28 protein-coding genes are annotated in these 24,704 nt (G+C 39.1%); 27 read left to right on the top strand and 1 reads right to left on the bottom strand.

Annotation, left to right across the window (positions count from 1 at the left end; all coding sequences use genetic code 11):
* The first annotated feature begins 71 nt into the window (after positions 1-71).
* The 26 genes from hepT (at position 72) to JNUCC25_RS21605 (ending at position 23,024) form a co-directional block, all read left to right on the top strand.
* Complete coding sequence (gene hepT / locus JNUCC25_RS21730; RefSeq protein ID WP_013084891.1) at positions 72-1,037, top strand: heptaprenyl diphosphate synthase component II; 966 nt, start codon at positions 72-74, stop codon at positions 1,035-1,037.
* Positions 1,038-1,152: 115 nt separating this feature from the next.
* Positions 1,153-1,602 carry a nucleoside-diphosphate kinase gene (gene ndk / locus JNUCC25_RS21725; RefSeq protein ID WP_013059010.1) on the top strand — a complete coding sequence of 150 codons (450 nt, stop codon included), beginning with the start codon at positions 1,153-1,155 and terminating at the stop codon, positions 1,600-1,602.
* Between the two features lie 210 nt (positions 1,603-1,812).
* A complete protein-coding gene (locus JNUCC25_RS21720; protein ID WP_454222457.1) occupies positions 1,813-2,595 on the top strand; it encodes a CheR family methyltransferase in 783 nt (260 codons plus the stop codon).
* A gap of 134 nt (positions 2,596-2,729) precedes the next feature.
* Positions 2,730-3,902, top strand: a complete 1,173-nt coding sequence (aroC, locus tag JNUCC25_RS21715; RefSeq protein WP_013059008.1) for a chorismate synthase — start codon at positions 2,730-2,732, stop codon at positions 3,900-3,902.
* Positions 3,902-4,984 (top strand): 3-dehydroquinate synthase, encoded by a 1,083-nt coding sequence (gene aroB, locus JNUCC25_RS21710; protein ID WP_029320434.1) that lies wholly within the window; start codon positions 3,902-3,904, stop codon positions 4,982-4,984. Before aroC ends, aroB begins: the two co-directional genes overlap by 1 nt.
* 283 nt (positions 4,985-5,267) lie before the next feature.
* Positions 5,268-6,782, top strand: coding sequence for an anthranilate synthase component I (gene trpE / locus JNUCC25_RS21705; protein WP_140457042.1), 1,515 nt, complete (start codon positions 5,268-5,270; stop codon positions 6,780-6,782).
* Positions 6,775-7,800 carry an anthranilate phosphoribosyltransferase gene (trpD, locus tag JNUCC25_RS21700; RefSeq protein WP_013059005.1) on the top strand — a complete coding sequence of 342 codons (1,026 nt, stop codon included), beginning with the start codon at positions 6,775-6,777 and terminating at the stop codon, positions 7,798-7,800. Before trpE ends, trpD begins: the two co-directional genes overlap by 8 nt.
* Positions 7,790-8,557 (top strand): indole-3-glycerol phosphate synthase TrpC, encoded by a 768-nt coding sequence (gene trpC / locus JNUCC25_RS21695; RefSeq protein ID WP_013059004.1) that lies wholly within the window; start codon positions 7,790-7,792, stop codon positions 8,555-8,557. The genes trpD and trpC overlap by 11 nt, the downstream gene beginning before the upstream one ends.
* Complete coding sequence (locus JNUCC25_RS21690) at positions 8,547-9,173, top strand: phosphoribosylanthranilate isomerase (protein WP_013059003.1); 627 nt, start codon at positions 8,547-8,549, stop codon at positions 9,171-9,173. Before trpC ends, JNUCC25_RS21690 begins: the two co-directional genes overlap by 11 nt.
* A complete protein-coding gene (gene trpB / locus JNUCC25_RS21685; RefSeq protein ID WP_013059002.1) occupies positions 9,170-10,384 on the top strand; it encodes a tryptophan synthase subunit beta in 1,215 nt (404 codons plus the stop codon). The genes JNUCC25_RS21690 and trpB overlap by 4 nt, the downstream gene beginning before the upstream one ends.
* Complete coding sequence (gene trpA / locus JNUCC25_RS21680) at positions 10,371-11,186, top strand: tryptophan synthase subunit alpha (RefSeq protein WP_013059001.1); 816 nt, start codon at positions 10,371-10,373, stop codon at positions 11,184-11,186. Before trpB ends, trpA begins: the two co-directional genes overlap by 14 nt.
* Before the next feature lie 4 nt (positions 11,187-11,190).
* The gene (gene hisC, locus JNUCC25_RS21675) at positions 11,191-12,294 is read left to right on the top strand and encodes a histidinol-phosphate transaminase (protein WP_013059000.1); all 1,104 of its coding nucleotides are present in this window, start codon (positions 11,191-11,193) and stop codon (positions 12,292-12,294) included.
* A 72-nt stretch (positions 12,295-12,366) separates the two neighbouring features.
* On the top strand, positions 12,367-13,470 hold the full coding sequence (locus tag JNUCC25_RS21670) for a prephenate dehydrogenase (protein WP_140457041.1): 1,104 nt from the start codon (positions 12,367-12,369) through the stop codon (positions 13,468-13,470).
* Positions 13,471-13,491: 21 nt separating this feature from the next.
* Positions 13,492-14,781, top strand: coding sequence for a 3-phosphoshikimate 1-carboxyvinyltransferase (gene aroA, locus JNUCC25_RS21665; protein ID WP_140457040.1), 1,290 nt, complete (start codon positions 13,492-13,494; stop codon positions 14,779-14,781).
* Between the two features lie 334 nt (positions 14,782-15,115).
* Positions 15,116-16,378 (top strand): tetratricopeptide repeat protein, encoded by a 1,263-nt coding sequence (locus JNUCC25_RS21660; protein WP_199866381.1) that lies wholly within the window; start codon positions 15,116-15,118, stop codon positions 16,376-16,378.
* Positions 16,379-16,475: 97 nt separating this feature from the next.
* Positions 16,476-17,021 (top strand): ReoY family proteolytic degradation factor, encoded by a 546-nt coding sequence (locus JNUCC25_RS21655; RefSeq protein WP_013058996.1) that lies wholly within the window; start codon positions 16,476-16,478, stop codon positions 17,019-17,021.
* Positions 17,022-17,138: 117 nt separating this feature from the next.
* Positions 17,139-17,597: a YpiF family protein gene (locus tag JNUCC25_RS21650; RefSeq protein ID WP_223268969.1), complete on the top strand. Its 459-nt coding sequence runs from the start codon at positions 17,139-17,141 to the stop codon at positions 17,595-17,597.
* 204 nt (positions 17,598-17,801) lie between these two features.
* Complete coding sequence (locus tag JNUCC25_RS21645; protein WP_013058993.1) at positions 17,802-18,302, top strand: QcrA and Rieske domain-containing protein; 501 nt, start codon at positions 17,802-17,804, stop codon at positions 18,300-18,302.
* A 3-nt stretch (positions 18,303-18,305) separates the two neighbouring features.
* The gene (qcrB, locus tag JNUCC25_RS21640) at positions 18,306-18,980 is read left to right on the top strand and encodes a menaquinol-cytochrome c reductase cytochrome b subunit (protein ID WP_013058992.1); all 675 of its coding nucleotides are present in this window, start codon (positions 18,306-18,308) and stop codon (positions 18,978-18,980) included.
* Positions 18,981-19,090: 110 nt separating this feature from the next.
* Positions 19,091-19,858 (top strand): menaquinol-cytochrome c reductase cytochrome b/c subunit, encoded by a 768-nt coding sequence (locus JNUCC25_RS21635; protein WP_013084877.1) that lies wholly within the window; start codon positions 19,091-19,093, stop codon positions 19,856-19,858.
* Between the two features lie 137 nt (positions 19,859-19,995).
* Positions 19,996-20,583, top strand: a complete 588-nt coding sequence (locus JNUCC25_RS21630; RefSeq protein WP_029320457.1) for a DUF1405 domain-containing protein — start codon at positions 19,996-19,998, stop codon at positions 20,581-20,583.
* Between the two features lie 82 nt (positions 20,584-20,665).
* Positions 20,666-21,076: a YlbD family protein gene (gene ylbD / locus JNUCC25_RS21625; RefSeq protein ID WP_013058989.1), complete on the top strand. Its 411-nt coding sequence runs from the start codon at positions 20,666-20,668 to the stop codon at positions 21,074-21,076.
* Between the two features lie 5 nt (positions 21,077-21,081).
* Positions 21,082-21,318, top strand: a complete 237-nt coding sequence (locus JNUCC25_RS21620; protein ID WP_013058988.1) for a YlbE-like family protein — start codon at positions 21,082-21,084, stop codon at positions 21,316-21,318.
* Between the two features lie 99 nt (positions 21,319-21,417).
* Positions 21,418-21,804: a carbohydrate-binding protein gene (locus JNUCC25_RS21615; RefSeq protein WP_078082152.1), complete on the top strand. Its 387-nt coding sequence runs from the start codon at positions 21,418-21,420 to the stop codon at positions 21,802-21,804.
* 100 nt (positions 21,805-21,904) lie between these two features.
* Entirely contained in the window at positions 21,905-22,351 is a 447-nt protein-coding gene (locus tag JNUCC25_RS21610; RefSeq protein ID WP_013058986.1) for a YlbF family regulator, read from the top strand.
* Positions 22,352-22,748: 397 nt separating this feature from the next.
* A complete protein-coding gene (locus JNUCC25_RS21605) occupies positions 22,749-23,024 on the top strand; it encodes a YlbG family protein (protein WP_013058985.1) in 276 nt (91 codons plus the stop codon).
* Between the two features lie 79 nt (positions 23,025-23,103).
* Here the strand turns inward: JNUCC25_RS21605 and JNUCC25_RS21600 are convergent, their stop codons facing one another.
* On the bottom strand, positions 23,104-23,490 hold the full coding sequence (locus tag JNUCC25_RS21600) for a DUF7147 family protein (RefSeq protein WP_013084871.1): 387 nt from the start codon (positions 23,488-23,490) through the stop codon (positions 23,104-23,106).
* A gap of 612 nt (positions 23,491-24,102) precedes the next feature.
* Between JNUCC25_RS21600 and rsmD the strand changes: the two genes are divergently transcribed.
* The gene (gene rsmD, locus JNUCC25_RS21595) at positions 24,103-24,672 is read left to right on the top strand and encodes a 16S rRNA (guanine(966)-N(2))-methyltransferase RsmD (protein ID WP_013084870.1); all 570 of its coding nucleotides are present in this window, start codon (positions 24,103-24,105) and stop codon (positions 24,670-24,672) included.
* Positions 24,673-24,704 lie beyond the last annotated feature (32 nt).

Genomic DNA, 24,704 nt, shown 5'->3' with positions numbered 1-24,704 from the left:
GCTTGTCCTACAGGTGCAACAGCCTGTAGGATAAGGAGTAAAGAATGAATATATAATGCAAGGTGAGTCCAATGAAACTAAAAATGATGTACGCTTTTTTGAATACGGATATTACCCTTATTGAGAAAGAACTTGAACAAACTGTTCATACCGATGAAACACTTATCACAGATGCTTCTCTTCACCTTTTACAAGCAGGGGGGAAACGAATTCGCCCTGTATTTGTTTTGTTGGCAGCTAAATTTGGGCATTACAACATCGACCAAATCAAACACGTGGCAGTAGCGCTTGAGCTGATTCATATGGCGTCTCTTGTTCATGATGATGTTATTGATGACGCTGATAAGCGACGCGGAAAACCAACAATTAAGGCAAAATGGGACAATCGTATTGCTATGTATACAGGGGATTACATCTTTGCTCGTGCGCTTGAAGTTATGAGCGAGGTTAAAGATGTGGAAGCACATAAAATTTTATCTAATACGATGGTGGAATTAACGCTCGGTGAAATTGAACAGATTAAGGACAAATACAACCTAAACCAAAACTTACGCGTGTATCTGCGTAGAATTAAACGTAAAACGGCACTGCTAATTGCTGCAAGCTGTCAGTTAGGCGCAATTGCAGCGGGAGCTCCTGAAGATATACATAAACGTTTATTTTGGTTTGGATATTACGTGGGAATGTCATTTCAAATTACCGATGACATTTTAGATTTTATCTCATCAGAAGAACAGCTTGGGAAACCAGTTGGCAGCGACTTACTGCAAGGAAATATTACGCTGCCAGTTTTGTATGCCATTGAAAATGCTGAGTTTCGAGATAAAGTAGAACAGCTTTTCGAGAGGGAATATGAGCAAGAGCTGATCAATGAAATTATTTCTGATATTAAATCTTCTAACGCCATTGAACGTTCATTTGAGATGAGCGATCGTTATCTGCAAAAAGCGATGAGCATTTTAGAAGAACTGCCGCCAAACAAGGCGAAAAAAACGCTGCATCAAATTGCGAAGTACATTGGAAAACGGAAATTTTGATTTATTTACTTTCATAAGTTGTAAACTGCTCGAAACAATGTTAATATCTTCATGAGGTGTGATTGCGCTTTCAAAACTTGTTTACATATCATGAACTTCAGGGGTGGAGAGTAAAATGATACAAAAAACGTTTTTAATGGTCAAACCAGACGGGGTACAAAGAAGCATTATTGGTGAGGTTATTTCTCGCTTTGAGAAAAAAGGTTTTCAATTAGTCGGAGCTAAGCTTATGCATATTTCGCAGGAATTAGCTGAAACACACTACGGTGAACATAAAGAGAAACCTTTCTTCGGTGAGTTAGTGAAATTTATCACATCAGGTCCAGTTTTTGCTATGGTATGGGAAGGTGAAAACGTGATTTCAGTATCACGTCAAATGGTGGGGAAAACTAACCCTCAAGAAGCGCTTCCTGGAACTATTCGAGGTGACTATGGACTGATTGTCGATAAGAATATTATTCACGGCTCAGATTCACCAGAAAGTGCGGAGCGTGAAATCAGCTTATTCTTTGAAAGTGAAGAGCTGACTTTCTATAAAAAAGACGCAGACGCTTGGATTTACTAATTTAGATAGCGCAAGGAGACGAATGAATTTTCATTCGTCTTTTTTATTGTGTTTATACATAGGTCCTAAGCTATTGATTGCGAATATCTCTCTACATAAACATTTTCACAATGTATTCCGATATATTAGTAAGAAGATAAGCGTATATAAAGGTTTTATTTCTTTATACGTCTAACATCAACGTATAGAAATGAGAAAGGAGAGTCAAAAATGATAGATGAATACGACGCGTTTGTGGAGAAAATAAAAATAAAAACAGGCATTGATTTATCACTATATAAGCAGTCTCAAATGAAACGCCGCCTTACCTCCCTATATGAAAAAAAAGGTTTTTCTAGTTTTTTTGAATATTATCGAGCAATGAACAGTAACAACGAACTGCTTGAGGAGTTTTTAGATCGGATGACGATTAACGTGTCAGAGTTTTATCGCAACTATCAGCGGTGGGATATATTGGAGCAAAAAATTTTACCGACTCTTGTAAAAGGAAAAACAGACCTGAAAGTGTGGAGCGCTGCCTGTTCAACAGGGGAAGAGCCATATACACTAGCGATGGTTTTATCGACATTTTTTCCTCTTTCGCGTATTTCTATATTGGCGACCGATTTGGATGAAAAAGTGATAGAAAAAGCAAAAATAGGCTTTTATGATGAACGTTCACTTCAGAAAATGCCTGTTTCGATGAAAAATAAGTACTTTCAACAAAGAGGAACCGGGTACTTATTAGATGAAAAAATCAAAAAAACAGTTGTTTTTCAAAAACATAACTTACTGTCACACTCTTTTCCAAAAAACGTTGACTTGATTGTTTGTCGCAATGTGCTTATTTATTTTACAGATGAAGCTAAGCATGCTTTATATGAAAAATTCAGCAGAGCTTTAGCACCTGGCGGCATCTTATTTGTAGGTAGCACAGAACAGGTTTTTACTCCGCAAAAGTATGGATTTGAAACGGCTGATACGTTTTTTTACAGAAAAGTAAAGATCATTTAATCGAGATAACCTGAAGCGGTTTCTTAAAAGCTAGGGTGAAACTTTTTGTACATTCTTATGTTATAGTATGGTATAGTCATATTTAAAAATGGAAAAATTCTGACGAATAATACATATTAAGCGGAGGTACGATTATGCGATATTTAACAGCAGGAGAATCACATGGTCCACAGTTGACTACTATTTTAGAGGGTGTTCCGGCAGGGCTTCCTTTAACAGCCGAAGACATCAATACAGATTTAGCGCGAAGACAAAAAGGTCATGGTCGCGGAAGACGTATGCAAATTGAAAAAGATCAAGCGGAAATTTTAAGTGGTGTCCGCCACGGCTATACGCTAGGATCTCCTATTACGTTAGCGGTAGAAAATAACGACTGGAAACACTGGACAAAAATTATGGGCATCGAGCCAATTTCTGAAGAAGAATCAGAAGAAGTAAAGCGTAAAATCTCAAGACCAAGACCAGGGCATGCCGATTTAAACGGCGCTATTAAATATGGTCATCGCGATATGAGAAATGTATTAGAACGTTCTTCAGCTCGCGAAACAACTGTAAGGGTAGCAGCAGGTGCTGTCGCTCGTCAAATCCTTGCTCAGTTCGGGATTTCTGTAGCTGGACATGTATTAGAAATTGGCGGCGTACAGGCAAATCCGCCTCAATACAAAAGCTTAGAGGAACTTCAAGAAGTCACTGAAGCTTCTCCAGTAAGATGTTTTGACTCAGCTGTTGAGAAAGACATGATGCAAGCAATCGATGATGCTAAGAAAAATGGCGATTCTATCGGAGGCGTAGTAGAAGTTATTATTGAAGGCGTGCCAGCAGGAGTAGGCAGCTATGTTCATTACGATCGTAAATTAGATGCGAAGATTGCTGCAGCTGTTATGAGCATTAATGCATTTAAAGGCGTTGAGTTTGGGATTGGATTTGAAGCGGCTCGCAGACCAGGAAGCGAAGTTCATGACGAAATTCTATGGGATGAAAAGAATGGGTATACCCGTAAAACAAACAACTTAGGCGGCTTTGAAGGCGGCATGACAACAGGTATGCCAATTGTAGTACGCGGTGTAATGAAGCCTATTCCAACGCTTTACAAGCCGTTAAAAAGTGTTGATATTGAAACAAAAGAAGCCTTCGAGGCAAGCATTGAACGTTCAGACAGCTGCGCTGTGCCGGCTGCAAGCGTTGTAGCAGAAGCTGTTGTAGCTTGGGAATTGGCTGATGCGCTAATCGAACAGTTTGGACAAGACCGAATTGATTTAATTGCTGAAAATATTGAGAAAATGCGTGCACATGCGAGGGAGTTTTAATGTTGCAAATTGATATTCAAACTTTATCTAAAACATATCCTCTTTATTTAGGCAATGGATTAATTGAAAAGCTGCCTTCTATTATCGAGAGTGTAAAATCTAATCTGTCGTCCGTGTTAATCATCACCGATTCAGCTGTAGATTCATATTATGGAGAAGCGGTTGTAAAAGCGATTGAGACAAAGTTTAAAGTGGCTAAATACGTAGTGCCAAGCGGTGAACATGCAAAGTCATTTCAACATTACTACGATTGTCAGACATTTGCGCTCGAACAGCAGCTTGACCGCAATGCACTCGTTATTGCTTTTGGCGGAGGGGTAGTAGGCGATTTAGCTGGATTTGTAGCCGCTACTTATATGAGAGGAATTTCTTTTATTCAAGTGCCAACGACGCTTCTTGCTCACGATAGTGCTGTAGGCGGTAAAGTAGCCATTAATCATGAGCTTGGAAAAAATATGATTGGTGCTTTTTATCAGCCTGAAGCGGTTGTTTATGATATTGATCTTCTTAAAACGCTTCCCGAAAGAGAATGGCGTTCCGGTTTTGCAGAAGTGATTAAACACGCTTTTATTCACGATGAAGCATTTTATGAATGGCTTCAGCAAAATATACAATCGCTGACTGATTTACAAGATGAAAAATTAATTTATGCTATTCAAAACGGTATTTTAGTCAAAGCATCTGTTGTAAAAGAAGATGAGACAGAAGCTGGCGTTCGCGCTCATCTGAACTTTGGACATACGCTAGGACATGCGATCGAAGCAGAGTGCGGCTATGGACAAATCAGCCACGGAGAAGGCGTAGCGATTGGTATGCTGTTTGCTATGAAAGTCAGCAATGTTCTTGGGAAAAGTCGGTTCTCTGTGGACGACATTGCGAAATGGTTTGAAAAATTTGGCTACAAGACGTCTGTCCCAAACCATCTTTCAGCTGAAAAACTGCTCGTAAGAATGAAAGCGGACAAGAAGTCTAAATCAAGCAATGTTCACATGGTATTGCTTGAAGGCATAGGCAAACCTTTTGTTCAACAAGTAGAAGATGAAGTGATTCTTAAACTGCTGAATGAAGAGCTTAAAGCTTAGTTTCGTCTAAAGCCAAGTAGATAGTAGTTGACAAATGAATTTGAAACGTACTACAATTGGTAACAAGTTAGTTTAGAGATTTTAGTTATGAGAAAACAATAGACAGTTTAGTTGAGATTAGGGTAGACGAGAATGAGACAGTTGAGCAGAGTTTAGTTGAGTGAATTTTACCATTCGTATACCCAAAGACCCATTTTTGATGTGTCTTTGGGTTTATTTATTATATCCTCTTTTATATAACCTCATCTATTCTCATTCTCCATGAAATGGAGGATTGAAAGATATGACGAACACGTATACTTCTTTTTTAGAAGACTCTACAGAGTATTTAACCATTCCAATTATCAAAAAAATATTTATCGATAGCATGACACCTGTTGATCTTTTTCAACAAGTAAAAGATGAAGCCGTATATTTGCTTGAAAGTAATGATGAATCATCACCATGGTCCAATTATTCTTTTATTGGCTTAAATCCATTTTTGTATGTTGAGGAAGAAAACGGAACCTATCTAGCAAAAAACAAGCAGCTTCAGCCTATGCTGCAAGGAGACAGCTTTAAAGAGGTGTTTTGTAAAATTCAGCAAGAGCTGAAAGTGAAAGTACCAGACCTTGCACTTCCTTTTAAAGGAGGAGCAGTAGGGTTTATCAGCTACGACGCAGTATCGCAAATTGAAAAAGTAAACGTACATGCCCAAAATGATTTGAACATGCCTACTTTTCACTTTATCTATTGTCAAACGATGCTTGCTTACAATCATCAAACAAAAGAGCTTATGGTGATTCACTACATTCAGCTTAATGAGCAAGACAAAGAGCAGCAGAAAAAAGAAAAATACGGTGAAGCTTTAGCAGAGATCAATAGATATGTTGAAAGAATAGCGCAGACGGTGAAAGAAAAGCCAATGATGTTTGAAAGCGAGCAGCGCGAAGTTAGCTTTGAAGGCGTGACATCGTCATACCAAAAAGATAAATTTGTGCAAGATGTGGAAAAAATTAAGGAATACATTAAAAGCGGAGATGTTTTTCAAGCCGTATTGTCGCAGAGATTTCAAATTGATACGACCGTAGCTGGATTTGATATTTACAGAGTATTGCGATTAGTTAATCCGTCTCCTTATTTATTTTACGTGAAAGTAAAAGGCGTGGAGTTAATTGGAAGTTCTCCTGAGCGGTTGATTCAAATTGAAAACGGCCATTTAGAAATTCATCCGATTGCAGGAACGAGAAGACGTGGCAGGGATTCAGAAGAAGATGCGCGATTATACGAAAACTTAATTAACGATGAAAAAGAGCGGGCAGAACACTATATGCTCGTGGACTTAGCAAGAAATGACATCGGCCGAGTTGCACAGTATGGAAGTGTCCAAACACCAGTATTGATGCAGCAGGTTAACTTTTCGCACGTCATGCACTTGATTTCTAAAGTGACAGGGCGCCTTGACGAAAAAGTACATCCCATTGATGCGCTGCTTTCTGCATTTCCAGCGGGTACCGTATCTGGCGCTCCAAAAGTGCGAGCGATGCAAATCTTAAATGAAATTGAACCAGTTGCGCGAAATGTATATGCAGGAACCGTAGCATATCTCGGATTTGATGGAAACATTGATTCGTGCATTGCGATTCGGACCATTCTTTTGAAAGACCAGACCGCTTATATCCAGGCCGGAGCAGGAGTGGTTGCTGACTCAAAACCGGAGCTTGAGTGGAAAGAAACCCGCAATAAAGCTAGCGCTTTAATCAAAACAATTCAATTAGCCCAAGACATCTACGATAAAAAGGAGGATGTATATGTTTAAAGAATTGTTAAAAAAGTGTTTGCGCGGTGAGTCACTTTCAGCGGAAGAAGCAGAAAAAATTATGAATGATATTATGAACGGCAAAGTCCCGGCAGCTCAAATTGCTAGCGTGCTAACCATCTTAACGTACCGAGGAGAAACCGTCGATGAAATTGTTGGTTTTGTCCGAGGTATGAAAAATAATATGAATGCTATTTCTCTAGAGGAATTAAACGTAGTAGATACATGCGGTACGGGAGGAGACGGGGCCTCTACGTTTAATATCTCGACGGCTAGTGCGATTGTGGCATCTGCTGCGGGAGTAAAGGTTGCGAAACACGGAAATCGCGCCGTATCTTCTAAAAGCGGAAGTGCAGACGTGTTAGAACATCTGGATATATGGATTCAAGGAAATGAAAAAGAAGTGAAAAATGCGGTGGCTGACCTCAACATGTCCTTTTTATTTGCGCCGCTTTATCACCCTGCTATGAAACACGTTGCTGCTACTCGAAAGGAATTAGGGTTTAGAACCGTTTTTAATGCATTAGGTCCATTAGCAAACCCTACTAACTGCACAAAGCAAGTAATTGGCGTTTATTCCATTGAGCTTGCACGAAAATTAGCAGAAGCGCTTGTTGTACTGGGAGCTAACCACGTCCTTCTGGTTGCAGGCAGGGACGGTTTAGATGAAATTAGTGCCACGGATGTAACGGATGTTGTAGAAGTACAGGGCAATGTCATTACAGAATATACGCTTGCACCAGAGGATGTACACTTACAGAGAGGGAAGCTTGAAGACTTAGTGGTAGAAGATGCGAAATCGAGTGCCGAGCTTATTGAATCGCTATTTTTAAATAAAAGTAATGTAACTGCTAAAAACGCAGTCGTATTAAACTCTGCTGCAGCTATTTACGTTAGCGGAAACGTTTCTACTTTTGAAGAAGGAGTAGCTGTAGCTTTAGAAACAATTGAATCAGGTGCTGCATACACGCAATTACAACGATTGAAATCGAAAAAGGTGGTTGAACATGCTCAATAAAATTATTGAAACAAAAAAAGAAGAAATTCAAAACCTACAGTTACCCGAACAGCAAAATGTTGCAAAACGATCGTTTTTAGACGCTTTATCAAATCCGAATCGAGAGCTGGCTCTTATTGCAGAAGTGAAAAAAGCCTCGCCTTCTAAAGGATTAATAAAAGAGAATTTTCAGCCTGTGGAAATTGCTAAAGCCTACGAGAAAGGGAAAGCAGATGCTTTGTCTGTGTTAACAGATCAGCACTATTTTCAAGGACATCGAACGTTTTTAAGTGACATTAAACAGCATGTCTCTGTCCCTGTGCTTCGCAAGGATTTCATCATTGATTCCATTCAAGTGGAAGAAAGTGCAAGAATCGGTGCTGATGCTATTTTACTCATTGGAGAAGCACTTGAACCATTAAAATTGCAAGAGCTTTATCTTCAAGCTGCTGAAAAAGAGTTAGATTGTTTAGTAGAAGTACATTCTCTAGAAACGCTTGAAAAGCTGCTAGCTGTATTTACCCCGAAGATTATTGGAATTAATAATCGAAATCTTCACACGTTTGAAACCAGCTTGCAGCAGACAAAAGAAATCGCCAAGCATGTTCCGAAAGATCAGCTGTTAGTGAGTGAAAGCGGAATTTACTTATACGATGATGTTTCCTACGTAAAAGAAGCGGGAGCAAAAGCTATTTTAGTAGGGGAGTCGCTTATGAGGCAGGATAATCAAACCAAAGCGATTGAAAAGCTGTTTGGGGAAAGTGAATATGCTCATTAAGTACTGTGGTATTCGATCAAAACAAGATATAGCTTTAATCGAAAAATCGGCTGCTACTCACATTGGCTTTATTTTCTATCCTAGAAGTAAACGATATGTAAAGCCTGAACGAGTAAATGAGTTTGTAACGGATGAAATAAAAAAACAAGTCTCGCTAGTAGGGGTATTTGTTAATACACCGGTAGATCAAATACTTGAAATTGCCTCCGTAACAAATTTAGATGTAATTCAGTGCCACGGGCAAGAAACAGCTGCGGACGTACGTCAGTTAAAGCAGCGTGGATATGAAGTGTGGAAAGCGCTCCCTCACAATAAAGAAACGCTGCAGCAAATGCATGTATATGAAGAGGCTGACGGGTATGTAATTGATAGCAAGGTTAAAGAACAATTTGGAGGAACAGGCGTCGCTTTTGATTGGAGCTTCGTTCCTCAGTATGAATCAGCTGCCCAAAGGTTAGGTAAAAAATGCTTTATTGCTGGAGGAATCAATGCTTGTAACATTGAGAACTTGTTACCCTACCAGCCTGGGGCGATTGATATTTCTGGCGGTATTGAAACAAATGGAACGAAGGACTATACAAAAATTATAGAGATTGAAAGGAAGATCATACTATGACATACAATCATCCTGATGAATTTGGCCGCTTTGGTGAATTTGGCGGAAAATACGTACCTGAAACATTAATGAAACCACTTGAAGAAGTAGAAGCAGCTTTGAATCAAGCAATGAAAGATCCGGCATTTAAAGATGAGTATCTATCCTTACTTGTTAACTACTCTGGGCGACCAACAGCTTTAACATATGCTGATAATATTACCGAAACGCTCGGCGGGGCAAAAATTTATTTAAAGCGTGAAGACTTAAATCATACGGGTGCTCACAAAATCAATAATGCCATTGGACAGATTTTACTTGCTAAACGGATGGGAAAAACAAAAATTATTGCTGAAACAGGAGCGGGTCAGCACGGGGTAGCCACAGCTACAGTAGCTGCAAAGTTCGGAATGGAATGTAAAGTATTCATGGGAGAAGAAGATATTGAACGTCAGGCGTTGAACGTTTTTCGCATGAAGCTTCTAGGAGCGGAAGTCATTCCCGCAACTTCTGGAACAAAAACGCTAAAAGATGCAACAAATGAAGCAATTCGCTACTGGGTTCAACATTGTGAAGATCATTTTTACTTAATTGGTTCGGCTATTGGACCGCACCCTTATCCTAAAATGGTTCGAGATTTCCAAAAAATTATTGGAGAAGAAGCAAAAGAACAGTTTACAGCGGTAGAAGGCAAACTTCCGAATGCTGTCGTGGCATGCGTCGGAGGGGGCAGTAATGCAATCGGAATGTTTTATGATTTTATTAAAGAAGAAAATGTACGCTTGATCGGCGTAGAAGCAGGAGGGAAAGGACTAAATACAGCCCTTCATGCTGCTAAAATGGCTAAAGGCACAAAAGGTGTTATTCACGGAACGCTCACGTATTTACTTCAAGATGAAAATGGTCAGATTACAGAGCCGTATTCTATTTCAGCAGGTTTGGATTATCCAGGTATCGGTCCAGAGCATTCTCACCTTTCATCTATTGGAAGAGTGGAATACGAAAGTGTAACGGATGATGAGTCAATCGAAGCTCTTCAGCTGCTGGCGAAAACAGAGGGAATCATCCCGGCTATTGAGTCCGCCCATGCGCTGGCAAAAGCATTTGAACTGGCTAAAAGCATGACGAAAGAAGAAACAATTTTAATTTGCTTGTCAGGTCGAGGAGATAAGGACGTTCATACATTAGTAAACTTGCTAGAAGGGAAGGAAGAAGAACATGAATACGTTTGAAGCGAGACTACCTAAACATGAAACATTGTTTATTCCATTTATTACAGCAGGAGATCCTCATGAAGATGCAACGGTGGATATTGCTTTGTCTTTGCAAAAGCAAGGTGCTTCTATTTTAGAGCTGGGCGTACCATATTCCGACCCTTTAGCAGATGGTCCAATTATTCAAGAGGCGTCCAAAAGAGCTTTATCTGGCGGTATGTCTATTTCAAAAGCCATTAAGCTTGTATCGGTGATGAGAAAAAAAGGTGTGAAAATACCGGTAATTCTCTTTACCTATTTTAATCCTGTGTTACAATTAGGTTTAGAATCCTTTTTCGCGTTAATGCGAGAAAATGAAATAGATGGAGTGCTAATTCCGGATTTACCGTACGAAGAGAGTGGCCGTATCCGGGAGCTTGCCGCTGAAAATGAAGTTGCGTACATTTCGATGGTTGCTCCTACATCTAAAGAGCGTATTCAAAAAATCGCTGCAGATGCAACGGGCTTCTTATACTGCGTGTCGTCTTTAGGCGTTACTGGGGTTCGCTCTACGTTGCCAGCTGATATTGGCACCTTTTTAGAAGATGTGAAAGCAGCAGCTTCTATACCGGTTGCCGTCGGTTTTGGGATTTCAACAAGTGAACAAGTAGAGGTGTTAAAAGAACATAGCGACGGCATTGTAATTGGAAGTGCAATTGTTAATAAAATTGGCCAGCTTGAACAAGTTCTTTTAAATAAGGATACACGCCGAGACGGATTAAATCAAATTGAGGAGTATGTTGCATCCATCGTTTCGCCTATACAAAAATGCGAGGTGTAACACGTTGAAGGTAAAAGAACAATTACTAACTTTATCTCCATATAAACCAGGTAAGCCAATTGAAGAAGTAAAGCGTGAATTTAATTTAGATCGCGTTGTAAAATTAGCGTCTAATGAAAATCCTTACGGCAGTTCTGCTTTAGTAAAAGAGGCGATTGCTGCAGAAATCGAAAATATGGCGCTTTATCCAGACGGCTATGCAGCTGAACTGCGTGCAGCAGTAGCAAAGCACGTAGGCGTAGAGCAAGATCAGCTGATTTTTGGAAATGGCTCTGATGAAGTCATTCAAATTATTTGCCGAGCTTTGCTATCGGCTGATACAAATACTGTCATGCCGACGCCGTCATTTCCTCAATATAAGCACAATGCCGTAATTGAAGGTGCAGAAATTCGTGAAGTACCGCTGCGCGGCGGAGATCATGATTTAGATGCTATGCTCCGTGCAATTGATGAAAATACGACAATTGTGTGGGTATGCAGTCCTAATAACCCAACGGGAACGTATGTGAAGGGCGATGAGTTAATTTCTTTTATGAAACAAGTTCCTAAGCATACATTAATCGTTATGGATGAAGCCTATTTTGAGTATGCAGCAGATCAAGCCGACTATCCGAATACGGTAGAGTTTTTGAATGAATACGAAAACTTAATTGTACTTCGCACATTTTCAAAAGCATACGGCTTAGCTTCTTTGCGCATTGGTTACGGTATTGCAAACGAATCATTGCTACAAAAAATTGAGCCGGCTCGTGAACCTTTTAATACAAGCCGCATGGCTCAAAAAGCAGCAATCGTTGCTCTTGAAGACCAAGCGTTCATTGAAGAGTGTAAAAAGAAAAATGAAGAAGGTTTGCAGCAATACTATGCTTTCTGTGATAAGAATGGCTTAAACTATTATCCGTCTTTCACTAATTTTGTTCTAATTGATTTTGGTCGTCAAGGCGATGAAGTGTTTCAATTTTTATTGCAACGCGGATTTATTGTTCGTTCAGGGAATGCATTAGGCTTCCCAACTTCCGTTCGTATTACAGTGGGAACAAAAGAACAAAATGAACAAATCATTGAATTGCTTCAGCAGTTTGTTAACCAAGCAGCAGCGAAAGCTTAATACCTAATATAGTAAAAGATGAGAGTGTGATTTCACACTCTCATCTTCATATGTACAATGAGGTGAAGGAAAGTGAAAGAAAATGTTTTTGTTATAGGTTTGGGGTTAATTGGAGGATCGCTGGCACTTAATATAAAAAAGACGCACCATCATCATCTTGATGTAATAGGTTTTGATATTAATCAAGAGCAGCTGGAGCTTGCCAAAACCCTAGGTGTAATTGACCAAGCGGCTTCTTCTTTACAACAAGGCGCGGAGCAAGCGGATTATATTGTTATTGCCATTCCGGTCACTCAAGCAGCTGAAGTGCTAAAACAGTTAGAACATTTTACGCTCAAACAGTCTGTTATCGTCACAGACGTAGGGAGTACAAAAGAAGAGGTAGTGAAGACAGCGGAAGCTCTTATCGCTAAAGGCATTGAGTTTATCGGCGGTCACCCAATGGCTGGGTCTCATAAAAGCGGAATAGCTGCTTCTAAAGCTCATTTATTTGAAAATGCAATGTATGTATTGACACCTTCATCTTCTACTTCTTCGGAGGCTTTAGACAGTTTAAAGGAATTGCTAAGTGGTACAAAAGCTAAAATTATTGTGATGTCACCAAAAGAACATGATAAATTAGCGGGTGTCATCAGCCATTTTCCTCATATTATTGCTGCAAGCCTTGTTCATCAAGCAGAATATTACCAACAAGACAACCAGCTAGTTTCGCAGCTTGCAGCTGGAGGTTTTCGTGATATTACACGTATTGCTTCAAGCAGTCCAGCGATGTGGAGAGATATTTTGCTGCATAACCAGGATGCGCTTCTTTCAATGTTTGACCACTGGCTTGAAGAAATGAATGACGTGCGAAATATGATCGAACGAAAAGACGCGAACGATATCTATACATATTTTTCACAAGCAAAACAATTTAGAGATCAGCTTCCTGTACGAACCAAAGGCGCGATTCCATCCTTTTATGATCTCTATGTGGATGTTCCTGACTATCCGGGGATTATTTCAGAAGTAACGGGTTATTTAGCAGAAGATGAAATCAGTATTACAAACATTCGAATTTTAGAAACACGAGAAGACATATACGGAGTATTACGTTTGAGCTTTCAAACAGAGGAAGATAGAAAGCGGGCAAGAGCGTGTCTCCATCAGCATCAATATCAGACGTTTATTTCTTAATGTACGAAAGGTGTGAATGAAATGAGTGGAAAACAATTAAAAACTAATCTTTCATCTCTCCAAGGAGAAATTTCTATTCCTGGAGATAAATCGATTTCTCACAGAGCTGTGATGTTCGGAGCGATGGCAGAAGGGAAAACAACGATTAATCATTTTTTAGCAGGGGAAGATTGCTTAAGTACGATTTCGTGTTTTGAAAAGATGGGCGTATCGATTAAAAAAGAAGGCGAGTATGTCGAAGTGGAAGGTAAAGGTATCGAAGGGTTAAGTGAACCTACTTCCATCCTAGATGTAGGAAATTCAGGAACGACTACTCGTTTAATGCTTGGGATTCTTGCAGGTGTGCCATTTCATACGTCTCTAATTGGAGATGAGTCGATTGCCAAGCGTCCTATGAGCCGCGTTACGGTGCCCCTGCGCTCTATGGGTGCAAAGATTGATGGGCGTGAGCACGGCCAATATACGCCTTTATCTACTCGAGGAGGAGCTTTAAAAGCAATTCATTACCATTCTCCTGTAGCAAGTGCACAAGTAAAATCAGCGATTTTACTAGCGGGACTTCATGCGGAAGGCACAACAAAAGTAACCGAGCCTTTTACATCACGGGACCATACAGAGCGTATGCTTCGCGCCTTTGGAGTAGACGTAGAGGTAGATGGAACGACTGTAAGCATTGAAGGAGGACAATCTCTGCGCGGAACGGATGTATACGTACCTGGTGACATTTCTTCAGCCGCGTTCTTTCTTGTTGCAGGAGCCATTGTTCCAAACAGCCGAATCGTTTTGAAAAACGTCGGACTCAATCCTACAAGAACAGGTATTATTGATGTGCTTCAGCAAATGGGTGCACGCCTTACAATTTCTAATGAACGTATTCAAAATGGAGAGCCTATTGGCGATTTGACGATTGAAACGTCTCAGTTGAAAGGGATTGAAATTGGGGGGGATTTAATTCCTCGTTTAATTGATGAAATTCCAGTGATCGCTCTTTTGGCGACTCAGGCGAATGGGAAAACAGTTATTAAAGATGCCGAAGAATTAAAAGTAAAAGAAACGAACCGTATCGATACGGTTGCAACGGAGTTAAGCAAGCTCGGTGCCTCTGTTACTCCAACAGCTGATGGCCTCATCATTGAAGGCAAGACAGCCCTACAAAGCGGTGAAGTAGACAGCTATGGAGATCATCGAATTGGAATGATGCTTGCGGTCGCAGCAGCCATTGCAACGGGAGAGGTAACACTAATGAGAAGTGAAGCTATTCACGTATCCTATCCTACTTTCTTTGAAGATCTTGATAAACTAAGCGAATAAGAAAGAGGCTGAAACAAACGCATTTTGGTTGAAGGAAAATCCGAACGATGAATTGATATTCTTGATAGAGAATCAAACTCGTTCGGATTTTTATTGTTAAGGTGAACGTAGGTCTCATGTATGTAGGTGCTTCTAGCTGTTGATTAATGTAGTCATGCCTCAATCTCGTTTTTATTCGAAAAATGTAAGCGTATTCAAATTGATTTGTTGAACAAACGCTCAAACTATTTTATCATGGTGTATAGAAGCATGAGTTCTTGCTTCGGTTTGGAAAAAATAGAAAATTAATTCGTTTTATTTGTATATAAAAAGTGAATGTAATAATAAAGGAGAATTGTGTGTGAAAGAATTAGACCGCGCGATAGGTTACGTAGAATCCAATGAAATTGAAAAAGGTCTTGCCCTTATTCATGAATTGAAAGATAAAGCTACAGACGAAGAAAAATTTTTAATGGCTGAACAGCTTCAGGAGTGGGGACTAGTAAATGATGCGCTGCCTTTAATAGACGAGCTCATCGCTAAATACCCAGAAGAAGGCGAGCTGTATTTATTAAAAGCTGAAATGCTTATCGATTTAGAAGAAGAAGAAGAAGCAATTCATATTTTAAATCAAATTAGTAGCGAAGATGATAACTACGTGCCAGCTCTGCTTCTTGTAGCTGACTTATATCAAATGCAAGGCCTTAGTGAAGTAAGTGAGAAAAAGTTAATGGAAGCGAAAAAAATGCTTCCAAATGAGCCGGTTATAGATTTTGGGCTCGGTGAATTTTACAGCAGTCAAGGAATTTATCAAAAGGCGATTCCTTTTTATCAAACGCTGCTAAAAACAGAAAAAGAATTTAACGGCACGGATCTTCGTCAGCGATTAGCTGAAAGTTTAGCGGGTATCGGCCAGTTCGAAGAAGCGCTTCCTTACTTTGATCAAGCGCTAAAAGATAAGCTTGAGATTAACACACTATTTGAATATGCGATTTCAGCGTATCAAGCAGGTCATTATCAGACCGCTATTGAAAAGTTCACAGAACTAAAAGAGCTAGACCGTGAGTACCATTCTCTTTATTTATATTTAGCAAAATCATATGAACATGAAGAGATGCTAGAAGAGGCTGCGGTGGCTGTCAACGAAGGTATTGCCCAGGATGAATTTCAAAAAGAACTTTACTTTTTTAAAGGGAAGATAGCATTAAAGCGCGGTCTAGAAGAAGAGGCTGAATCGGCATTTCAACAAGCGATTGCACTAGATCCAGGGTACATTGAAGCCATTTTAACTCTCTCTAAACTTTATATGAGTCAAGAGAGATATGAAGATGTAGTAGAGAATATCGAGCACGCCAAAGAATATAATGAGCATGACCCTCATTTTGAATGGGATTTAGCAAAAGCTCACCAGGAATTAGAAAATTATGAAGAAGCGCTAAAATACTACGAATCTGCATACACTGTTTTTAAAGAAGAGTATGCGTTTTTAGAAGAGTATGGCTACTTCTTATTAGAAGAAGGACAGCGCTCGAAAGCGAAGGGGATTTTCCAAGCCTTATTAGCAATGGATCCAACAGTAGATGAAATTCAAGACATATTATTTCAATTAGAAGAATAAATAATAGTTCAGAGGATTTTATTGCTGCCGTGTGGAATAAATAACTGTAAAAGGTGTTTTAACTGAGAGTTTAAACACAGAGGAGGGAAGTGAGAATATGACGACCCCTGTTACTGTCAACGAGAAAAAAGAATTTGTTCGCTGGTTTTTAACGAATTATCAGCTGAAGCGAAGAGAATGTGTATGGATTTTAAATTATTTGATGAGCCATGATCAATTGATGAAACGAGTTCACTTCGTTGAGCAAGCACAGTTTTGTCCTCGCGGGATGGTGATGTCTACGCACTGTGTGGAAGACCCTCCATTTCGTTTTTATAAAGAAAATATCATGACAACCGATGCAGAAAAATCATTTCATGATATTCGTTTGAATCGAGAAGAAGACATTTATATTCAATTAAACTTCCGATCGTTGTATTCATCGCCTCAATATGTGGCTGTACTGGAAGACAATCCGTATATGCCAAAAGCTAATCAAACAAATGAAAAAGACAGAGTATTAGCTGAGCAAATATTGGAAGAATCTATTCAGAAGTTTCAGCGATCAAAAATCATGGAACTAATTGATAAAGCATTAGATGAAAACGATAAAGAGGAATTTCAGCGCTTAAGCGAATATTTAAATAACCATTATGTACAGTAGATAAACGAGGGATTGGCTAGCTTCTTAGAAAAAGGTCAATCTCTTTTTTTATCTCCTTATTCATTTTGGAAAATAAATAAGACAAGCTTTAGCAGGCTTGCTGAGAGGAGAAGGAAGTTGAAGCTTCAGGCCAAGGAAATGGATGTGTATCTACAATCCAAAAGTTATGTTGATACCGTATTGGTTCCACTCATTCCGATTGATTTCGGAGAAGATTTAAAGCTTACTGCATCTATGAGTGAATATACGACTGCTCTTACTGAAGAGTTAGAGAGGCAATTTAAAGGAAGAGTGATTTTAACACCTAGTTTTACATACTTAAAAAAAGATGGAGTAGCTGCTGTTTATGAAACATTACTTCGTTGGAATGAGCATATAAATGACAATGAAGTCAAACATCTTTTTGTGCTTACTAGCGACCGAGACTGGCTGCAGTTTGAAAAAGAAATAGGGGCGTACTGCATTTGGATACCTGCTTTACCGCTTGAGCATATAGATGAGTCGCATAAGTATACGCTCATACATGAACAAGTTCAACAGCTCTTACCGATTTTTATAGAGAAATGGAGTGTTTAAAAAGACTGTAGAATAAGTAATGGAAGCGCAAACAAAATAATGACAAAAAATTTAGAAAAATAAAGATTATTTCCATGTTTTAGGTTTTTATTGTATTGACCTTCCAGAAATATTAATATATCATGATTATGTCCTAGTTTAATAGAATGGTCCATCATGTGTCCAAAATTCTCTGGACTGAACTTTTTTAAAGGGGGGAAAAGCATGGGTGATCGGGTATCAAGACGACAGTTTTTAAACTATACGCTCACTGGTGTAGGGGGATTCATGGCTGCTGGAATGTTAATGCCAATGGTGCGCTTTGCAGTAGATCCAATTTTGGAAAAAGAAGCGGGTCAGGATTTAGTAGCTGTAGCGCAGGTTAAAGACATTACAAAAGAGCCGAAACGTGTCGATTTTAAAATCAAGCAAGTGGATGCGTGGCATAAATCAGAAGAACCAAGATCAGCTTGGGTGTACAAAACTGATAAAGGTGAAATTGTCGCGCTGTCACCAATTTGTAAGCATTTAGGCTGTACGGTTAACTGGGCTGGTGACAAAAACTATCCACATCGTTTCTACTGCCCTTGTCATGGGGGAATGTATGAAAAAAGCGGTAAAAATGTACCGGGGACACCACCGATGGGACCGTTAGATGTATACGTTCAAAAAGTAAAAGGCGGTACGTTATATCTAGGAAAAGCCAAACCACAAGGAGGGGCATAGAAAATGTTGAATAAAATCTATGACTGGGTGGATGAACGGCTAGATATTACTCCTTTATGGCGAGATGTGGCCGATCATGAAGTGCCAGAGCATGTAAATCCTGCACATCACTTTTCAGCATTTGTGTATTGTTTTGGTGGATTGACGTTTTTTGTTACCGTTATTCAGATTTTATCAGGCATGTTTTTAACCATGTATTATGTACCAGATATAAAAAATGCATGGGAATCCGTTTATTATCTGCAAAATGAAGTCGCTTTCGGACAAATTGTTCGAGGTATGCATCACTGGGGAGCAAGTTTGGTTATCGTCATGATGTTTTTACATACACTTCGTGTTTTCTTCCAAGGAGCATACAAAAAACCCCGCGAGTTAAACTGGATTGTGGGTGTGTTAATTTTCTTTGTTATGTTAGGTTTAGGTTTTACAGGTTATTTGTTGCCGTGGGATATGAAAGCTCTATTTGCAACGAAAGTAGGTTTGCAAATTGCTGAATCCACACCAATTATAGGCCAGCAAGTGAAGACATTACTCTCAGGACATCCAGACATCGTTGGTGCTCAAACACTAACTCGCTTTTTTGCCATTCACGTATTCTTTTTACCCGGAGCCCTACTTGGCTTAATGGGTGCCCACTTCTTAATGATTCGTAAACAAGGAATTTCAGGACCACTATAAAAGTTTATACGCTTTATTCAATTAGTCAATCACATTAGTCATTATATGCATCAAGCACATACTCCGTTGTTAGTACTTTCACTAGAACAGTGAGAAAAAGGAGGGAGAACATGCATCGTGGTAAAGGGATGAAGTTTGTTGGAGATTCACGTGTTCCTGCAGAACGAAAACCCAATATTCCAAAAGATTACTCTGAATTTCCAGGGAAAACAGAAGCATTCTGGCCAAACTTTTTACTAAAAGAATGGATGGTAGGAGCAGTTTTTTTAATCGGTTATTTATGTTTAACTATCGCTCATCCATCTCCTCTTGAACGTATTGCCGATCCGACTGATACGGGGTACTTGCCTCTTCCCGACTGGTATTTTTTGTTCCTATATCAATTGCTTAAGTATTCATTTGCTTCTGGTCCATATAATATTATAGGTGCATTTATTATTCCTGGGATTGCATTTGGCGCATTAATGCTTGCTCCGTTCATTGATCGAGGACCAGAAAGAAGACCGGCTAAGAGGCCGTTTGCAACAGGATTCATGCTTTTGGCTATAGCAGCAGTTTATTTCCTAACGTGGCAATCAGCGACACAGGTGGATTGGAAAGCGCGTGAAGAGCAAGGGAAAATTAGAGAAGAAGTAGCGATTGACAAAAATTCAGAAGGCTACAAAATCATGCAAGAGCAAACGTGCTTAACCTGTCATGGTGATAACTTACAGGGAGGCCCTGCGGCTCCGGCTTTAACAGGAATTGATTTATCTCCTGAGGAAATCGCCAAGATCGCAAAAAATGGTAGAGGCAATATGCCAAAAGGTGTTTTCAAAGGTTCAGATAAAGAATTGAAAACGCTCTCGGAATTTGTCGGCAACTTAGGGAAAGAATAGTGGAAATCAGCCAAAGGGCTGGTTTTTTTTTTTGAATTTATTTAATGCTGTGTTTTACATCAATAAGATAGGTGCTTGCTATTGTTCAAAAACTGTACATAATAAAGAAGAGATTAAATGTAAAGGAGACTTTCTAAATGGCTTGGTTATGGTATACCTTAAAAGATAAGCGTTTTTTAGCGCTTTTGCTGATTGTGAATATACTAGGAACAATCTATGGATATATTTGGTATGGAAGTCAATTAGCGGAAACACCTAAGAAGTTTTTATTATTTGTGCCTGATAGTCCAACGGCAAGCTTGTTTTTTGTTATTGTACTTATCGGTCTTTTACTTGGAAAGCATTTTTCATTGTTTGAAGCTTTAGCAATGATCACGCTGTTTAAATACGGGATTTGGGCCGTCGTAATGAACGTATTGGTCTATGTGTTAACAGGATACATTGATTGGATGATGCTTATGTTAATGGCTTCTCATGCAGCAATGGCTTTTCAAGGGCTTTTATACGTGCCGTTTTACCGGATTAAATTATGGCATATAGCTGTTGCTGCTGTATGGGCCCTACATAATGATATCATTGATTACGTTTTTTCTATGATGCCAAGATACAGCATGCTCAATGCGTATATGTCTGAAATTGGCTATTTTACATTTTGGCTAAGCATTTTATCTATTTTCATTACATACTGGTTCACAGTTCGTGCTTCTTCAAAAAAACAGCTATAAAAAATTTTTGAAATAGGCGCACGAAACGAGCTCTCTTTTTCTAAGATATAGTAGGCTATATTTAAGTATGAGGTGAGTGACTGTGAAGGAAACCAAACGAGAGCTTCATCCGTCCGTTGTGGAATTTAAACAATTTGTAAAATCACATCCCAAATTAGTAGAACAGGTTCGAAAGCAGCAAAAAACGTGGAAAGAGCTTTATGAAGATTGGTATTTATTCGGTGCAGAAGATCCAATGTGGGAGGCATATCGTTCAGAAGAAAGTGCAAAGGCTGAACCAGCTGCTGCAACAGAGGAGAAAAAAGATATTATGGGTACAATTGTATCCTCGCTGAAAAACATGGACTTGAATCAAATGCAAAATCATATCACAAATGTAAATTCAGCTATTTCGAATATTCAACAAGTACTGCAGCAATTTCAGCCATCTAAGCCATCCGGTGGAGGAGCAGCTTCCGGGCCAGGGAATCCATTTGGCTTTAGGAAAGATTAAACGCAATGAGAAAAGATATATACGAGTATATGCAGTCTCGTCCTAAACTCAACGACTTTGTTCGTGAACAGCCAATGTGGTACCGGCGTTTATCTAGAAATCCTGAAGAACTGGAGAAATTTGAATTAGAATCCAAGCACTACTACAAACAAACGATTCCTCATAAAGTCGAGAAGTTTTCGAATTCGATTCAAATGGCAAACATGATGTTTCATATGTTTCAGTCCATGAAAAATCAATGATCTCTGCATACATAGCGATGCAGAGATTTTTGCACGTCATGAGTAAAAACAAAGAGTTTGTAAACACTATGGAGAAACGAATGATAAAGGAATGGTATTATGCGCTTACTATTAACGACGGCCTTATGTGTAGTTTCTCTGCTAGGATGCAACCATGATAAACCAAAACCTGAAACTAAAATTTCCTCTCAACTGGGGGCAGCTGAAACGTTTGGTGCAATGAATACAAAACCTTCACTGATGGTACACCAGCATGTGAAAGGACAAAACGTATACGTCGAATGTATTCTAAGCGGGTTTTCATTTTCAACAGAGAGTGGATTCCTTCAAATCAAAGTAGATGGAAAACCATTTAAAGAAATGAAGCAAGCAGCCTTTGTTTTAAGTGATCTTCCAAAAGGATCTCATACTGTTACGATTGAACTGATGAAATCTAAAGAAGAAAGTTATCAAGTGAGGAATACCTTTACGGTTGAAATTATATAGTTAAAAAGTAGAACTTGTAGTAAATCAGTGTAAGCTGTTTTAGCAAGTTCTTTTTCTTTAGATCCAAAACGTGATAAGATAAAAACGGAGGTGCACAGCCATGCTAACAACAATGAGAACTGTTGAATTACTCGATGAGTCTGATCACGTAGCGAACATGGTGTTACAATCAGACGTAGCCGAGAACTATCGTCAATGTTTATATAGATTAAATAAAGATTCACATGCACAGGCATTAATTGCTGAATTTGTGAAAATAAAGGAACAGTATGAGGATGTTCAGCGATTTGGAAAATATCATCCTGATTATAAAACCATTACGAGACAAGTACGTGATGTAAAGCGTGAAGTTGATTTACACGCGACAATCGCTGCGTTCAAAAAAGCAGAAAATGAATTACAAAAGCTGCTTGATGAAATTAGCGTTATCCTTGGTCAAGCTGTTTCAGAGCACGTGAAAGTACCGACGGGAAATCCGTTTTTTGATACGGGAAGCAGCTGCGGCGGTGGCTGCGGATCTGGTGGAAGCTGTGGGTGCAGCGCATAAGCCGTTCACTGTATAAATCGAACGCAATCAGCACAGGAATTTCCGCAGCAGGCCATTTTACGCTGTGGAACGTAAAACCTGTGCTGATAGACATAAGTAAGATGCTGACTTCTGACAAAAGTCGAGCGCCACGTAGCATTTGTATTGGATGTAGCAAAAATAGATGAAGCTTCTAGAAGCTCATCTATTTTTCTACGCTTAATTGATGTGTTTATATACAAAAAGGGTATATTTGTGATTTTTTTGAAAATGACTTGTTCAATAGCTCTCTGCTCGTTAAAATGAGTAAGAAAGAGCATCCAGATATCATCTAAATTCATACATAAAGCACCTACTTCATATAAAAGAATTTATGATAAAGAAAACCAATATAACGTATGCAAAAGGGGAACTAAATATGTTTGTTGAACGTCAAGGAATTGTGGCGTATGTGCATTCTGTTAAGCAAGCAAAAGCATTGCGAAAGTACGGAAATGTACATTACGTATCTAAAGAATTAAAGTATGTTGTCTTATATTGCAACCAAGATGGCATTGAAAAAACAATCCATAAACTTCAGTCTCTACCTTTTGTGAAGAAAGTAGATCCTTCTTATCGGCCGTTTTTAAAAACAGAATTCGAAAATTCAAAGCCGGATAAGGCGAAGGAATATGACTATAAGATAGGAATTTAAACAAAAAAGGAATGTTATTTACATTCCTTTTTTTATTTTACTTGCTCTTCGTAAACGAATAGGCAGGGATGAGATGAGATTATTGCATTGGCGGAATAAAGCGGTTCATTCGCAAAATGCCAATAAGGTGCTGATAGTAGAGTGCTGTTTCTGGAAATGTAGTAGATGGTTTGACATCGAGTACCACAATTTCTTTTCCCGCTTCCTCAGCAGCTCGTTTAAATAACTCAACGCGCTTGCTGTCGTTTTGTTTTAAAACAATTCCTTCTCGGCAAACGTAAAGCGGTTGGAAATTCCCTTCAGCTGTTGGATGCAAGACAGCGACAAAAGAAGCTACTTGTCGATCTTCTTTTACTGTTCGCAGCATAATAAGATGAGCAAGACGGTGTTTGTTGCTTTTGACAATCTCTAACAGCTCATAAATATCTGAATACCCTTCTCCGAGCTCAATAAAACGCTGAATCATATGTATTTCCCCCTTTATGTATTAAAAAAGCAAACTCACGTAGTTTAATGTATCACTGAATATTTTAAGAGTAAATAAAAAAATCCCTACAACTACTCATTGTAGGGCCCTTCAATAAAGGGGTGTAATCACCTCTGCGATTACAAGCACCTTGATGAAGGCAAAGGGAGAGGAGAAACCGGAGGAAGAACTTATGGGGAAACGTAAGTCTTCTCCGCGGTTGGCAACAACATCGGTTAGATGATGTTGTTACTAGTCAGTATGTCCGTTTTAAACGTTCATATACCTGTCTTGTGAAATTCACTTTTTAATACATAAAAGACTGATAACCTGACAGAGAAAAAGGGTAAATTTACGTTTGTTATGACATATTAAAGTAAAGGAATTCTTCTATGAACGAAATGCCGGATGATCTTCATAGGTGTATCTTTTAGAAAAGAATCAGTGTATCTAAGGACACGGCCGTAAAACTCCAGCATAAAAGCAAGCTGCTGGGTTATTGCACAGAATGTATACAGCATTGAATAAATTGAGGATTTTTGCTAGTCTTTGTAATTCAAAATATGTTAGGATAATGAAGAATAAGGAAGTAAAAGTAAGGTAGTGATAAGGATGAGAGTAGTAGCAGGTTTATATAAAGGCCATGCGTTAAAGGCGGTTCCAGGATACTCAACCCGCCCTACAACAGATAAGGTGAAAGAAGCTATTTTTAATATGATTGGACCGTTTTTTGAAGGTGGAACAGCTCTTGATTTGTTCGGTGGAAGCGGTGGCTTGGGAATTGAAGCTCTAAGCCGAGGAATAGATAAAGTCATTTTTGTGGATCGGGATGGCAAAGCGATTCAGACGATTAAAGCAAACTTAGCATCTTGCCGGTTAGAAGACCGCGCTGAAGTGTATCGAAATGATGCAGAACGTGCACTGAAAGCGATAAAGAAAAGGGAACTGACTGTCGATTTACTTTTGCTTGATCCACCGTATAAAGCACAAAAGTTGAAAGCGCTTATCGAAACGGTAAGTGAAGAAAACCTTCTAGCAAAAACAGGGATTATTGTAGCAGAGCATTCTCATGATGTACATTTGGATAATGAGATTGGTTTATTTGAAAAAATAAAAAGCGAAACGTACGGTATCATTGGTGTTTCTATTTATACATACAAAAAAGAAGAATCAGTTGAATAAATCAATGAGCTGTTAGATGTAGAAAGGGGATA

This window comes from Priestia sp. JNUCC 25 (genome assembly GCF_053667915.1).
The sequence above is the reverse complement of the archived record's forward strand: the minus strand, read 5'-3'. Positions and strand labels throughout refer to the sequence as shown.

Excerpts from the sequence above, each read along its gene's own strand:
- hepT (WP_013084891.1), top strand. The coding sequence starts at position 72 with ATGAAACTAAAAATGATGTACGCTTTTTTGAATACGGATATTACCCTT.
- ndk (WP_013059010.1), top strand. The coding sequence starts at position 1,153 with ATGATACAAAAAACGTTTTTAATGGTCAAACCAGACGGGGTACAAAGA.
- JNUCC25_RS21720 (WP_454222457.1), top strand. The coding sequence starts at position 1,813 with ATGATAGATGAATACGACGCGTTTGTGGAGAAAATAAAAATAAAAACA.
- aroC (WP_013059008.1), top strand. The coding sequence starts at position 2,730 with ATGCGATATTTAACAGCAGGAGAATCACATGGTCCACAGTTGACTACT.
- aroB (WP_029320434.1), top strand. The coding sequence starts at position 3,902 with ATGTTGCAAATTGATATTCAAACTTTATCTAAAACATATCCTCTTTAT.
- trpE (WP_140457042.1), top strand. The coding sequence starts at position 5,268 with ATGACGAACACGTATACTTCTTTTTTAGAAGACTCTACAGAGTATTTA.
- trpD (WP_013059005.1), top strand. The coding sequence starts at position 6,775 with ATGTTTAAAGAATTGTTAAAAAAGTGTTTGCGCGGTGAGTCACTTTCA.
- trpC (WP_013059004.1), top strand. The coding sequence starts at position 7,790 with ATGCTCAATAAAATTATTGAAACAAAAAAAGAAGAAATTCAAAACCTA.
- JNUCC25_RS21690 (WP_013059003.1), top strand. The coding sequence starts at position 8,547 with ATGCTCATTAAGTACTGTGGTATTCGATCAAAACAAGATATAGCTTTA.
- trpB (WP_013059002.1), top strand. The coding sequence starts at position 9,170 with ATGACATACAATCATCCTGATGAATTTGGCCGCTTTGGTGAATTTGGC.
- trpA (WP_013059001.1), top strand. The coding sequence starts at position 10,371 with ATGAATACGTTTGAAGCGAGACTACCTAAACATGAAACATTGTTTATT.
- aroA (WP_140457040.1), top strand. The coding sequence starts at position 13,492 with ATGAGTGGAAAACAATTAAAAACTAATCTTTCATCTCTCCAAGGAGAA.
- JNUCC25_RS21655 (WP_013058996.1), top strand. The coding sequence starts at position 16,476 with ATGACGACCCCTGTTACTGTCAACGAGAAAAAAGAATTTGTTCGCTGG.
- JNUCC25_RS21645 (WP_013058993.1), top strand. The coding sequence starts at position 17,802 with ATGGGTGATCGGGTATCAAGACGACAGTTTTTAAACTATACGCTCACT.
- qcrB (WP_013058992.1), top strand. The coding sequence starts at position 18,306 with ATGTTGAATAAAATCTATGACTGGGTGGATGAACGGCTAGATATTACT.
- JNUCC25_RS21635 (WP_013084877.1), top strand. The coding sequence starts at position 19,091 with ATGCATCGTGGTAAAGGGATGAAGTTTGTTGGAGATTCACGTGTTCCT.
- JNUCC25_RS21630 (WP_029320457.1), top strand. The coding sequence starts at position 19,996 with ATGGCTTGGTTATGGTATACCTTAAAAGATAAGCGTTTTTTAGCGCTT.
- JNUCC25_RS21620 (WP_013058988.1), top strand. The coding sequence starts at position 21,082 with ATGAGAAAAGATATATACGAGTATATGCAGTCTCGTCCTAAACTCAAC.
- JNUCC25_RS21615 (WP_078082152.1), top strand. The coding sequence starts at position 21,418 with ATGCGCTTACTATTAACGACGGCCTTATGTGTAGTTTCTCTGCTAGGA.
- JNUCC25_RS21610 (WP_013058986.1), top strand. The coding sequence starts at position 21,905 with ATGCTAACAACAATGAGAACTGTTGAATTACTCGATGAGTCTGATCAC.
- JNUCC25_RS21605 (WP_013058985.1), top strand. The coding sequence starts at position 22,749 with ATGTTTGTTGAACGTCAAGGAATTGTGGCGTATGTGCATTCTGTTAAG.
- JNUCC25_RS21600 (WP_013084871.1), bottom strand. The coding sequence starts at position 23,490 with ATGATTCAGCGTTTTATTGAGCTCGGAGAAGGGTATTCAGATATTTAT.
- rsmD (WP_013084870.1), top strand. The coding sequence starts at position 24,103 with ATGAGAGTAGTAGCAGGTTTATATAAAGGCCATGCGTTAAAGGCGGTT.